Source organism: Hydrogenophaga sp. RAC07, from assembly GCF_001713375.1.
In the GTDB taxonomy this organism is placed as follows: Bacteria; Pseudomonadota; Gammaproteobacteria; order Burkholderiales; family Burkholderiaceae_C; genus Hydrogenophaga.
This window is the reverse complement of record NZ_CP016449.1, coordinates 2,724,363-2,736,298: the sequence shown is the minus strand read 5'-3', so window position 1 is coordinate 2,736,298 and position 11,936 is coordinate 2,724,363. Positions and strand designations below refer to the sequence as shown.

The following is an 11,936-nucleotide window of genomic DNA, read 5'->3' as shown; positions in this document are numbered from 1 at the left end:
CATGAAAATCGCCCACCGCGACATCTCCCCCAAACACCCGCCGCTGGTCGTGGCCGAAATCGGCATCAACCACGGCGGCAGCCTCGACGTGGCCAAAGGCATGGTGCTGGCGGCGCACCGTGCCGGCTGCGAGATGGTCAAGCACCAGACCCATTTCGTCGACGACGAGATGACCGACGAGGCCAAGCAGATATTCCCGCCCAACGCCGACAAATCCATCTGGGACGTGATGGAAGAGTGCGCGCTCTCCAAAGACGACGAGATTTCGCTCAAGACCTACGCCGAGTCGCTCGGCATGATCTACATCTCCACCCCGTTCTCGCGCGCCGCAGCCGACTTCCTCAACGACATCGGGGTGTCCGCGTTCAAGATCGGCTCGGGCGAGTGCAACCACGTGCCGCTGATCCGCCACATCGCCAGCTTCGGCAAGCCCGTCATCATGAGCACCGGCATGCAGACCATCGACGGCATGCGGCCGTCGGTCCAAGCGCTGGACGATTCGGGTGTGGATTACGCGCTGCTGGAGTGCACCAACCTCTACCCTTCGCCACCCGAGATCGTGAGCCTGCAAGGCATCACCGAATTGCGCAACGCCTTCCCGCGCGCCGTCATTGGTTTCTCCGATCACAGCATCGGCCCCGAGATGGCGCTGTCTGCCGTGGCACTGGGCGCCTGCATCCTGGAGCGCCACTTCACCGACACGCGCTACCGCAAGGGCCCGGACATTTCGTGTTCCATGGACCCGGCCGAACTCAAGTTTCTGATCGACCGCTCGCGCGAGATCCACACCGCGTTGCACAACCCCAAGGTGCGCACCGCGCCCGAAGAAGATGTGTACCGATTCGCTCGCGGCTCCATGGTGGCCGACCGTGACCTGCCCGCCGGCCATGTGGTTACGCCGAGCGACATCTGGGCACGCCGCCCGGGCTCGGGCGAGATTTCGGTGCAGCACTTCGATCGCCTGGTGGGCGCGAAGCTCACGCGTGCCGTCAAACGCAACCAGCAACTGCTGTGGAGCGATCTGGACGGTGTGAAACCGCAAGCGAATTCGTGATGACCAACCGGCGCCTGCTCTTCGTCACCGGCACCCGGGCCGACTTCGGCAAGCTGGAGCCGCTCGCGCTGGCCGCGCAACAGGCCGGGTTTGCGGTGGGCTTCTTCATCACCGGCATGCACATGATGCGGCGCTACGGCGAAACGCGGCTGGAAGTGAAGCGCTTTCCCGGTGCCGAGTTCTTCGAGTTCGTGAACCAGCGGGAAGGCGACGCGCAGGATTTCATCCTCTCCAAGACCATCCTGGGGTTCTCCGATTTCGTGCACGAGCACCGACCCGATCTGGTGGTGATCCACGGCGACCGGGTGGAAGCACTGGCCGCGTCCATCGTCTGCGCCATGAAGTACATCCCCTCGGCGCACATCGAGGGCGGCGAAGTCTCGGGCACCATCGACGAGAGCATCCGCCACTGCAACACCAAACTCTGCGCGGCGCATTTCGTGAGCTCCGAAGGTGCGAAGCAGCGCGTGTTGGCACTCGGTGAATCGCCCGAGAGCGTCTACAACATCGGCTCGCCCGAACTCGACACGCACGCGAGGCCTTCGGGCGTGACACTCGCGCAGGTGAAGGAGCGCTACGCGATTCCGTTCGACGATTACGGCATCGTGATCTTCCACCCCGTGACCTCCGAGGCCGACACCATCGGCGCACAGGCGCAGGCCCTGTTCGCGCGCCTGGAAGCCAGCGGGCGCCATTTCGTGGTGATCTCGCCCAACAACGACCCGGGTACCGAAGACATCTTTGCCGTGCTGGAGAAGTTGCCCAAAGACCGTTTCCGCCAGATCCCGTCGATGCGCTTCAACTACTTTTCCGAGCTCATGAAGAACGCCTCGGCCATGGTGGGCAACAGCAGTGCCGGTGTGCGCGAAGCGCCGTTTCTGGGTGTGCCCAGCCTGGATGTGGGCACGAGGCAAACCAATCGCGCCCAAGCTTCTTCCGTACACGTCTGTTCGGCTTTTGATGCGGGGTCTATCGACAGCTTCCTGGCCGCGTGTTGGGGGCATCGTACGTCCATGGACTTATCGTTTGGTACCGGAAACGCTGCAACCCGATTTGCAGAAATCGTCCAGCAACCGGGCTATTGGACCCGGCCTGTTCAAAAGGTGTTTACCTCATGAACGCGGGGTTGCAGTTGCCTGGTCTGATGGTGTTGCTGATCAATTTACCCCGCTCGGCCGAGCGTCGCGTCCTTATGGAGCAACGTCTACGTCAGATTGGCCTCGCTTACGAGATGTTTCCAGCGGTGGACGGTAAGCAGCATTGGGGGCAGTTACAAGCATCAGTGGACTTTCCAGCATTCGAGCGTCATGTGGGTCGCGATGTACTCCCTGGCGAGGCGGGCTGCTACCACTCTCATTTGCAAGCCTGGGAGCGCTTTCTTGCGTCCGACTGCCAGTTCTTGCTTGTGCTCGAAGATGACATGGTTTTTCACGACGATTTTGGCGATGCGCTCCGATTTGCCCTGCGTGGCAGGGCGCACTGGGATATTCTCAAATTGGCGAAGATTCGCGCGAAACAGCCTGTTTGTCAGGGGAAGCTGGGACCATACCGCTTGAATGCATATTTAGGTGCTGCGACTGGCTTTGGCGCCTATTTGTTACAGCGGGAGGTGGCGCAACGTCTGCTACCGACGTTGTTGCCAATCAAGGCACCCATCGACCGTGAAGTCGAGCAGGTTCATCGTCATGATCTTCGTCACTTCGGGCTCGAACCCTTTCCTAGCCATCCGCAGGACGAAGGTCAAAGCACCATCACAGGCGAGCACTTCGGCGAAGTTAAGCGCTATCCCCTAAGTCGTCGATGGACAAAGTATGCTGAGCAAGCTAGTAACTTTTTTAGGCGCATTCTTTATTTGTGGCGTCACGGGCGCTTGTTTGCGCGAGTGGAGTCGCTCCCTTTGGAAGAAATTTGATGATCAAATCTCGCGTTGTGCTTTGCATGAAATGGGGCACACTTTATTCAGCTGAATATGTCAATGTGCTGTATCGCGCATGCTCGGCCCATATTAAAGGCGACTTCCGTTTTGTCTGCTTGACCAATGAATCTGAGGGGATCTTACCAGGGGTGGAGGTATTTCCTATCCCCGATATCGGTCTAGAGCACCGTCATTACTACCACGGCGCATGGCCGAAGATCGCGGTTTTTCAGCAGCGACTTCATGGATTGGTCGGACGTGCGCTATTCATTGATCTGGATACTGTCATTTGGGGTGCATTAGATCCATTGTTCGACATTCCAGGTGACTTGGTGGCTATTAACAATGCACCTTGGACGGGCGAGAGCGGAGCCCGAACCATGTCCAGTGTCTTCGCATTCGACATTTGCGCACAAGGACACGTTGTCAGTGAATTGCAGGCAAACCGTGACGAACTGATTGCACGGCACGACATTGAGCAGGAATACCTGCACCATGCGATCAAGAATATTCGGTATTGGCCTCAAGAGTGGTTGGTTAGTTTTAAGTACCATCTGCGCCGTCCATTGATCGTTGACAGGTTCCTTCCGCCACTACCGCCGCCCGAGGGTGTGCGTTTGCTGGTATTTCACGGCAGACCAAGGCCGATGGACTTGGTGCGACCGCCCAAGGGCAATTGGGACCGTTTTCCACACTATGGTTCCGGTGCGGTTGGGTGGATGCGCGACTATTGGGCTCGCCATGGAGGTTTAGTCACTTGAGTCTGCGGCTCAGCAAACGGAGAGACCAACGGTAGCGGATGCTTGGTTTCAGTCCGCAGGATCGGGCGTTCATTGTTCGAATGTCCAGTGTTTTCTGGCAGGTGACCTTGCCAAAAGCGGTGATGTACCAACCCTTTAATCGATGAAATGGCGTTGTAGGAAGCTTCGATGGTTCGGTCGGTCGCATACTCGGGCTTGCTGTCATTGATTCGCAACAGGCGGTCTGTGTCATGAAATCCACCGCTTTCCATCTGTCTTCGGGTAATGCCATGTCTTCTTGCACTATTGTTATACCTACGCATAACCGCGATGATTTGTTGATCAGGGCTGTATGCTCAGCTTTGAAGTCCTGCCCACCCGATGGCGAGGTGTTGGTGGTGGATGACAAATCGATCGTTCCTGCAGGGGAGTTGCTCAGTGGGTTAAATGATCAGCGCTTAAGGGTGCTGCTCAATACGGGAATGTCAGGTGCTGCGCACTCGCGAAACTTTGGAGTTGCATCGGCTGAAGGGAGTGTCATTTTTTTTCTGGATGACGATGACGAAATGTTGGAAACCTACTGCGCCGAGGTCCTTTCCGAGATCGCATGCGCCAGTATCGAAATGCACTGGGGGTTTTCAAGCAGTATCGAGCGCCGGGGTAACTCAACGAAGACCGACACCCTTCGCGCGAGGAAGCGCTTGAAGAGGGGGTTTGTTCCTCTTTCTGCCAGACCCAAGGATCTCGTAGCGGCTATGAGTGATGGATTCTGGATTCGCAAACGACTTTTTCTTGAGTTGGGTGGGCTCGACCCAGAACAAACCATCGACGAGGACACCGACCTGTGCCTAAGACTGTTGGCAGCGTCCAAACAACCTTGGTACCAAGGGAAGCCCGGAATGATCGTTCATCGGGGGTACGTGCCAGCGCGGTCCGAGGGCGCGCAATTGACTGTTGCAACTGCCGCCTTGCGCGGTCTGGATTGTTACCGCCGGACGTACGATAAGAACGCTGGTCATTTTGGATCACGCAGCGCAACGCACTGGTACCTTGCTACGAGGTATCTGAGGAGGGCGATCAAGCACGGACAGGCTGTGCAGGCCCGAGCGTTTCTTGGCTCAATCCGACCGATCGAAGTGAGGATTGCACTACGTGCTTTCGTCGAGCTCAAACTGCTTGTGCACTCAAAGCGCGCCTCCCAAAACCGAATTTGACGCTGGCGACAGTGGCTTGAAGTTTCATGATTTCACTAAGTAAGACTTTGCCGATCCTGCTCTATGGACTACCGGCTGGAATGTTGGCACTTTCACCCTTCTCATCGCGTGCCATGAACCTGACGTGGATAGCACTGTTCAGCTCCGTAGCCATCCTCTTTGCGCTTCGTTATGGCTTTCAGCGCCGGAGGGACTTCATGGCGGCTACGACGCCTGCAGCGCAGTTGCTAGCGCTTTTTTTCTCTGCGGGGTTCCTCATCAAGCTTCTGGTCCAGTGGCATTGGGGCGTACCTGGACAGGAGATCAGTTTTGAACTGAACGCGATGGTGGCTGCGTTCGTGGCACTCGCAGTGTCGCGCCTGCGTTTGGAAGAGTTACCCCAAGCGATTGCCTGGTTGGCGTTGATGGTCTTCGCTGCCTTAGCTCTGAAGACGGCAATTGGACTTTCGCTGGATGCTCACCTTTCGTTGCCGACCAATGCAGTTAACTGGTCAGCAGGACTGGCATTGATGCTATGTATTTGCGCTGGCTTCGTGTTTTCTCATCGACCTGGTTCGGCAGGCTGGTACCTGATGATGGTCGCAGTGATCCTGCTTGTCCTAGCTGTATTCATTTCCTCCAAACGAGGCTCGTACTTTGCGATTTTCTGGGTGGTGATCCTGGGCGTCTCCAGTGTGCTTCGAATACCAAAGTCGTCTGCAGGGTGGAGGAGGTTGTACTTCCCGGTCTTTGGGGTTTTGCTGCTCCTGTCAACCATAGCTTGGTTGAATCCTGGACTCATCAAGCAGCCGGTCGAACGGCTCATGTCGGCTACGAGGGAAGCATCGAAATTTGTGGCTGCAGCTGGCGACGAGGACTTCCTGCCTAAGGGTTCTATGGATACACGCTTGTATATCTATCGTCAGGCTATCCACCAGATCGGTGACCATCCGCTGCTTGGCATTGGGTTACAGGATAAGCAAGAACTGGTTCATTCCATTGAGCAGCGGTTGCAAGTTCCTTTGTTTCATCTGCACAGTGAATCGCTAGACGCCTGGGTGGCTTACGGCCTGCCTGGACTCGTGTCGGCGTTGATGTTTCCCTTGGGTCTGATCGTCGCTGGTTGGCGGCTGCGAAACATTAATCTAGGCACAGCGCTGATGTTGACAGGCGCTGGCTTGAGCCACTTTTTCAGCGGTCTTTCCAATGTCAACACCTTTCACAACTACTACCAGACGATGTTCGCGTTGGCTGTAGTTCTACCGATTCTCATGGCTCCCCTCGCTGTCCGGCGTGGTGATATCAAGAGCGTCACTTCGCCAGCAAGGAATTGATCGGCAACAAATCCTCAGGCACCAGCTTTCCGCTGGCCTGCTTCAGCCGCAAGCCGCCGAGCAGCACGTTGTAGCGCGCCTGGGCCAGGTCGCGTTTGGTCTGGAACAGCTGGCTTTGGGCGTTGAGCACGTCGATGTTGATGCGCACGCCCACCTGGTAACCCAGGCGGTTGGCGTCCAGGGCGCTCTGGCTGGAGGCTTCTGCCGCTTCCAGCGCCTTCACCTGACCCTGACCCGAGAGCACGCCCAGGAACGCGCTGCGCGTGGCCAGGTCGACGCCGCGTCGGGCGGCTTCCAGGTCGGTTCGGGCCTTGTCCTCAAGCGCCATGGTTTCATTCACCCGGTTCTGGATCGCGTAGCCAGCGAACAGCGGCATGTTGAACTGAACGCCCACGCTGGCGTTGTTGCTGCGCACGGTGTTCTGGGCGAGGGTGGTGGTGGACGGCGCACGGGCCACCTGGTATTGCGCCACCAGATCGACCGTGGGCTTGTGGCCGGCTTCGGCCTTGCGGGTCTCCAGTTGCGCGATCTCGAGTCCACGTGTGGCTTGCAGGATGGTGGGGTGCGTCTCGTCATTCAAGGCCACCCAGGCTTGCGGATCGGCCGGCAGCAGCGGGGGCAGCACCACCGGCGCCACCAAGGGCCTGGGTGACACGCTGGCGCGCCCCACCAGCTGGTTCAGCGTGAGCTGCTTGACCCGCAGGTCGTTCTCGGCGGCGATCTCCTGGGCCACGACCAAGTCAAACCCGGCCTGCGCTTCGCGCGAATCGGTCACGGTGGTGGTGCCGACCTCGAAGTTGCGTTTGGCGGCGGCGAGCTGTTCGCCCACCGCGGTTTTCTGCGCGCGCACGAAGGCCAGGGTGTCCGTGGCTGCGAGCACGTCGAAGTAGGCCTGGGTGGTGCGCACGATGAGGTCCTGCTCGGCCAGGGCGAGCGTGGCCTTGGCCACGTCCACCGAGAGCAGGGCCTGTTCATTGACGAGTTTGTTGACCGGCCGGTAGAGCGGCTGGCTGGCGGAGAGCGTGGCGCTCTGGCTGTCGCTGCTGGTGTCGGGGCCGCCGTTGATCTCGCGTCGCGCCCAGCTGGCGGCCGCGCCCAGACCCACTTCGGGCAACAGACCCGCCTTGGCCTGGTCGGCGCGGAAGAGGTTGGCCTCGTATTGCGAGCGGGCCGAGAGGAAGGTCGCGTCAAAGCCGCGCGCGGCTTCAAACAGCTCCACCAGGTTTTGCGCATGAGCACCCGAGGCCGCTCCCAGGGCCAGGCAGGCAGCCAAGGCCAGTCGGCTCATGGAAAAAGGGCGGCTCCCCTGGGAGGCGGCAGCGTGCGGGACTGTCATGGAGTTCCTTTGAGACGAATGGCGGGCGAATGACGAGAGGTGGCGCGCTCGGTCAATAGACCGGAACAGCGGGGTCGCGTTCCTGCGACCAGGCGTGGATGCCACCGTGGATGTTCACCACCTGCGTGAACCCCTGGTTGATCAGGAAGTTCGCCACCTGTGCGCTGCGCATGCCGTGGTGGCACAGGCAGGCAATGGGCTGGTCGCGGTCGAGCTCGGCCAGGCGCTCGGGCACGCTGCGCATGGGGATGTGGCGCAGCTCGAAACCCTCCGCCTTGACGGAGGCGGTCTGCAGTTCCCAGGGTTCGCGCACGTCGAGCACGACCGGCAGGCCGTCGGCGGGGACCTCGGTGGCCACCTGGGTGAGCCACGCATCCAGCTGGCCCGGTTGAATCGCTTTCATGGATGTCCTTGAAGAAAGGCTTCAGAAGCGAAAGCTCGAAGGTTCGGGGAAGTTCAGCAGGCGCGGCGCCACGGTGTCCCAGGGCTGGGCGGTCTGGAACGAGGCGTCGGCGATGCGGGTGACGATGGTGGCGCGCATCATGGGCTCATGGCCGACGATGGCCGCCAGCCGGCCACCGGGCGCCAGCAGTGCCAGCAAGGCGGGCGGGATCTCGGCCACCGAGCCACTGAGCACGATGGCGTCGAACGGGCCGTTCACGCTGCAGGCCGCAAAGTCCTGCGCGGCGGCATCCGCGTGTTTGACTTCCACATTGGCAATGCCGGCGTTGCGCAGGTTCTCGCGCGCGGAGCTGGCCAGCGCGGGATCGATTTCCACCGACACCACGCTGTGCGCCAGACTGGCCAGCAGGGCGGCCATGTGGCCGCTGCCGCTGCCGATCTCCAGCACCTTGTCGGTGGGCTTGAGGTCCAGGTCCTGCAGCAGACGCGCTTCGACCTTGGGCGCCAGCATGCACTGGCCCTCCACGGCGGGGTGGCTCAGGGGCAGTTCCATGTCGGCAAAGGCCAGGGCGCGGTGCGCGGCGGGCACGAAGGCTTCCCGGTGGATGCGCGAGAGCAGTTCCAGCACCTGGGGCGAGAGCACCTCCCAGGGTCGGATCTGCTGTTCGATCATGTTGAAGCGGGCCTGGTCAAAGCCGGTGTGGATCGTCGGGGCTGTGGTGGTCGTCATGGAGAGGGTTCCTGGGGCGTCTGGAAGTGGGAATGAATGGCTGGATTTTACGGAGCCGACACCAGAGGTTCGGCCAATTTGGGGCCCATGCCGAGCTTGCGCCGGAACCACTGGGCGAGATCGTCCATGTAGCAGTACACCACCGGCACCACCACCAGGGTGAGCAGCGACGACGTGATCACCCCGCCGATGACCGCCTGGCCCATGGGCGCGCGCTGTTCCGAGCCTTCGGTGAGTGCAAACGCCAGCGGCACCATGCCGAACACCATGGCCAGCGTGGTCATGAGGATGGGGCGCAGCCGCACGCGCGCGGCCAGCAGCAGGGCCGATTCGCGGTCCATCGGCGCTTCGCCCACCAAGCCGTTGCGCGCGCGGATCGCAAAATCCACCAGCAAGATCGCGTTCTTCGTGACCAGGCCCATCAGCAGCACGATGCCGATGACCGAGAACATGCTCATGGTGGAGCCGAACATGAGCAGGGCCAGCGCCACGCCGATCAAGGTGAGCGGCAGCGCGGTCATGAGCGCCAGGGGTTGCAGGAAACTCTGGAACTGGCTGGCCAGGATCATGTAGATGAAGATGATGGCCAGGGCGAGCGCCGAGATCGCGTAGCCGAAGGACTCCTGCATGTTCTTGGTGGAGCCACCAAATTCGTAGCGGTAGCCGGGCGGGAACGGCGTGCTGTCGAGCACCTGTTTGATCTCGGCCGACACCTCGCCGGGCGAACGGCCGAACACGTTGGCGTTGATCGAGACTTCGCGGTTGAGGTTGCGCCGGTTGATCTGGTTGGGGCCGGTGGAAGCCACCACCTCGGCCACCTGGCCCAGACGCACCACACGGGCGCTGCCGTCGGCGGCGGTGCCGACCATGAAGGGCAGTTGTTCGAGATCGCTGGCGCGCTCGCGCCCGCCGGGAGCCAGCTGCACGTTCACGTCGTAGCTCTCGCCGTTCTGCGCGCGCCAGTTGCCCACTGTGGTGCCGGCGACCAGCGTGCGCAACGCTCCGCCCACGGCGGCCACGTTCATGCCCGCGTCCGAGGCCAGCTCGCGCCGCATCTTGACGTCCACCGTGGGCTTGTTGGGCTTCACGCTGGCGTCCAGGTCGACCAGCCCGACGATGGGGCGGATGCGCTCCATCACCGTGGCGCTCAGGCGCTCCAGCTCGGCCAGGTCGTCGCCCTGCAGCGAAAACTCCACCTGCTTGTTGCCACCCACGGCATCGAGCAAGCCCACGTGGGTCACGGTGATGCCGGGCACGCTGCGCAGCCGCTCGCGCAGCTGGGCCGACATCGCGTCCGCGCTGAGCGTGCGGTCCTTGCGGTCGACCAGTCGCACATAGACGCTGGCGTACATGGTGCCCTGGGCGTTGCCGGTGTTGAGCGTGGACAGCGTGTACTTCACCTCCGGAAACTGGCGCAGGATGCCTTCGACCTCACGTGTCTTGGCCTCGGTGGCCTGCAAAGACGAGCCCACTGGCGTGTGAAAACTCAGCGAGGTTTCCGAAAAGTCGGCCTTGGGCACGAACTCGGTGCCCAGCAGCGGCAGCACGAACAGGCTGCCGATGAAGGTGGCCAACGCCACACCGAGCGTGGCCAGCTTGTGTTTGAGCGACCAGCGCAGCGTGGTCTGGTAGGTGTCGGCCAGGTCGTCCTGAAAGCGGTCGAACCAGCCGGTCACGCGGCCAATGGTCTTGTCGTAGAAGCCGCGTGGTGCGTCGGACCTGCCGTGCTTCTCAATCTCGGGGTCGTGCCACACCGACGAGAGCATCGGGTCGAGCGTGAAACTCACGAACATGGAGATGAGCACGGCGGCCACCATGGTGATGCCGAACTCGTGGAAGAACTTGCCGATGATGCCGCCCATGAAACCGATGGGCAGGAACACCGCCACGATGGACAGCGTGGTGGCCAGCACCGCGAGGCCAATCTCCTGCGTGCCTTCCATGGCCGCGTTGTAGGGCGTCTTGCCCATCTGCACGTGGCGCACGATGTTCTCGCGCACCACGATGGCGTCGTCGATCAGCAGACCCACCGACAGCGTGAGCGCCATCAGCGTGATCATGTTGATGGTGAACCCGAACAGGTTCATGAAGAAGAAGGTGCCGATCAGCGCAATGGGCAGCGTGAGGCCGGTGATGACGGTGGAGCGCCAGGAGTTCAGGAACAGGAAGACGATCAGCACCGTGAGCAGCGCGCCTTCGATCAGTGTGCGGCGCACGTTGTCCACCGACACGCGGATGGGCCGCGAACCGTCGGCGATCTGCTCCAGGCGGATGCCCGGCGGCAGCTCGGCCCGCAGCGTTTCCACCGCGGCCTTCAGACCATCGGTCACGGCGATGGTGTTTTCGTCCTGCGACTTCTGCACCTGCAGCAGCAGCGTGCGCTGGCCGTTGTAGAGCGCCAGGCTCTGCACTTCCTCGGTGCCGTCGTTGACCGTGGCCACCTGGGAGAGGCGCACCGCCTGGCCGGCGCGGCGCGCGACGATGATGTCGCCGAAATCCTGCGGGTTCTGCAGGCGCGAGAGCACCTGCACCACACGCTCGCTCTCGCCGGTTTTCAGCGTACCCACCGGCAGGTCCTGGTTCTCGTTGCGCACGGCGCTGGTGACCTGCTCGGTGGTCACGCCGAGTGCTTCCATGGCCGAGGGGTCGAGCTCGATGTTGATGGCGCGCTTTGTGCCGCCCACCAGCGTGACCGAGCCCACACCGCGCACGTTCTCCAGCCGCTTCTTGAAGGTCTGTTCGGCCCAGGTGGTGAGTTCCACCGCGCTGGGTGTCTTGCCGTTCACGGCTTCCGGGATCACGGCCACCGACCAGATGGAGCGCGCCGCCGGGTCGAAGCGCAACACGCGCGGCTCCTCCACCTCGTCGCGCAGCAGCGGGCGCAGGATGCCGATCTTTTCCCGCACGTCTTCGGCCGCCTTGCGCCCGTCGATCGTGAGCTGGAACTCGATGATGACAATCGATGAGCCTTCGTAGCTGCGCGAGGTCAACGTGTTCACCCCCGCCACCGCGTTCACGGCTTCCTCGACCTTCTTGGTGACCTCGGACTCGACGATTTCGGGTGAGGCGCCGGGGTAGGCGGTGGTCACCACCACAACCGGAAAATCGATGTTGGGGAACTGGTCGACCTGCAGGCGCTGGAACGAAAAAATGCCCAGCACCACGAAGGCGACCATCACCATGGTGGCGAACACCGGGTTGCGCAGGGAGACCTGGGTGAACCACATGGTGG

At 61.4% G+C, this 11,936-nt stretch carries 10 protein-coding genes; 6 read left to right on the top strand and 4 right to left on the bottom strand.

Going from position 1 to position 11,936, the window contains the following annotated elements; all coding sequences use genetic code 11:
- The first annotated feature begins 1 nt into the window (after position 1).
- The 6 genes from BSY239_RS12685 to BSY239_RS12665 all read left to right on the top strand — a co-directional run bounded on the left by BSY239_RS12685 (position 2) and on the right by BSY239_RS12665 (position 6,236).
- Positions 2-1,054 (top strand): N-acetylneuraminate synthase family protein, encoded by a 1,053-nt coding sequence (locus tag BSY239_RS12685; RefSeq protein ID WP_069047178.1) that lies wholly within the window; start codon positions 2-4, stop codon positions 1,052-1,054.
- Positions 1,054-2,172, top strand: a complete 1,119-nt coding sequence (gene neuC / locus BSY239_RS12680) for a UDP-N-acetylglucosamine 2-epimerase (RefSeq protein WP_069047177.1) — start codon at positions 1,054-1,056, stop codon at positions 2,170-2,172. The genes BSY239_RS12685 and neuC overlap by 1 nt, the downstream gene beginning before the upstream one ends.
- Complete coding sequence (locus tag BSY239_RS12675) at positions 2,169-2,966, top strand: glycosyltransferase family 25 protein (protein ID WP_069047176.1); 798 nt, start codon at positions 2,169-2,171, stop codon at positions 2,964-2,966. The genes neuC and BSY239_RS12675 overlap by 4 nt, the downstream gene beginning before the upstream one ends.
- Positions 2,966-3,730 carry a glycosyltransferase gene (locus BSY239_RS22450; RefSeq protein ID WP_156775471.1) on the top strand — a complete coding sequence of 255 codons (765 nt, stop codon included), beginning with the start codon at positions 2,966-2,968 and terminating at the stop codon, positions 3,728-3,730. Before BSY239_RS12675 ends, BSY239_RS22450 begins: the two co-directional genes overlap by 1 nt.
- 230 nt (positions 3,731-3,960) lie before the next feature.
- Positions 3,961-4,923 carry a glycosyltransferase family 2 protein gene (locus tag BSY239_RS12670; RefSeq protein ID WP_083239954.1) on the top strand — a complete coding sequence of 321 codons (963 nt, stop codon included), beginning with the start codon at positions 3,961-3,963 and terminating at the stop codon, positions 4,921-4,923.
- Between the two features lie 26 nt (positions 4,924-4,949).
- Positions 4,950-6,236, top strand: a complete 1,287-nt coding sequence (locus tag BSY239_RS12665; RefSeq protein WP_083239953.1) for an O-antigen ligase family protein — start codon at positions 4,950-4,952, stop codon at positions 6,234-6,236.
- On the opposite strand, the gene BSY239_RS12660 is transcribed toward BSY239_RS12665, so the two are convergent.
- The 4 genes from BSY239_RS12660 to BSY239_RS12645 all read right to left on the bottom strand — a co-directional run bounded on the left by BSY239_RS12660 (position 6,214) and on the right by BSY239_RS12645 (position 11,931).
- Entirely contained in the window at positions 6,214-7,524 is a 1,311-nt protein-coding gene (locus BSY239_RS12660) for a TolC family outer membrane protein (protein ID WP_156775470.1), read from the bottom strand. The two genes, BSY239_RS12665 and BSY239_RS12660, sit on opposite strands and share 23 nt — an antisense overlap.
- Positions 7,525-7,624: 100 nt before the next feature.
- On the bottom strand, positions 7,625-7,975 hold the full coding sequence (locus tag BSY239_RS12655; RefSeq protein WP_069047172.1) for a rhodanese-like domain-containing protein: 351 nt from the start codon (positions 7,973-7,975) through the stop codon (positions 7,625-7,627).
- Between the two features lie 21 nt (positions 7,976-7,996).
- The gene (locus BSY239_RS12650) at positions 7,997-8,704 is read right to left on the bottom strand and encodes a protein-L-isoaspartate O-methyltransferase family protein (RefSeq protein ID WP_069047171.1); all 708 of its coding nucleotides are present in this window, start codon (positions 8,702-8,704) and stop codon (positions 7,997-7,999) included.
- Between the two features lie 47 nt (positions 8,705-8,751).
- Positions 8,752-11,931: an efflux RND transporter permease subunit gene (locus BSY239_RS12645; protein ID WP_069047170.1), complete on the bottom strand. Its 3,180-nt coding sequence runs from the start codon at positions 11,929-11,931 to the stop codon at positions 8,752-8,754.
- Positions 11,932-11,936 lie beyond the last annotated feature (5 nt).

Excerpts from the sequence above, each read along its gene's own strand:
- BSY239_RS12685 (WP_069047178.1), top strand. The coding sequence starts at position 2 with ATGAAAATCGCCCACCGCGACATCTCCCCCAAACACCCGCCGCTGGTC.
- neuC (WP_069047177.1), top strand. The coding sequence starts at position 1,054 with ATGACCAACCGGCGCCTGCTCTTCGTCACCGGCACCCGGGCCGACTTC.
- BSY239_RS12675 (WP_069047176.1), top strand. The coding sequence starts at position 2,169 with ATGAACGCGGGGTTGCAGTTGCCTGGTCTGATGGTGTTGCTGATCAAT.
- BSY239_RS22450 (WP_156775471.1), top strand. The coding sequence starts at position 2,966 with ATGATCAAATCTCGCGTTGTGCTTTGCATGAAATGGGGCACACTTTAT.
- BSY239_RS12670 (WP_083239954.1), top strand. The coding sequence starts at position 3,961 with ATGAAATCCACCGCTTTCCATCTGTCTTCGGGTAATGCCATGTCTTCT.
- BSY239_RS12665 (WP_083239953.1), top strand. The coding sequence starts at position 4,950 with ATGATTTCACTAAGTAAGACTTTGCCGATCCTGCTCTATGGACTACCG.
- BSY239_RS12660 (WP_156775470.1), bottom strand. The coding sequence starts at position 7,524 with ATGAGCCGACTGGCCTTGGCTGCCTGCCTGGCCCTGGGAGCGGCCTCG.
- BSY239_RS12655 (WP_069047172.1), bottom strand. The coding sequence starts at position 7,975 with ATGAAAGCGATTCAACCGGGCCAGCTGGATGCGTGGCTCACCCAGGTG.
- BSY239_RS12650 (WP_069047171.1), bottom strand. The coding sequence starts at position 8,704 with ATGACGACCACCACAGCCCCGACGATCCACACCGGCTTTGACCAGGCC.
- BSY239_RS12645 (WP_069047170.1), bottom strand. The coding sequence starts at position 11,931 with ATGTGGTTCACCCAGGTCTCCCTGCGCAACCCGGTGTTCGCCACCATG.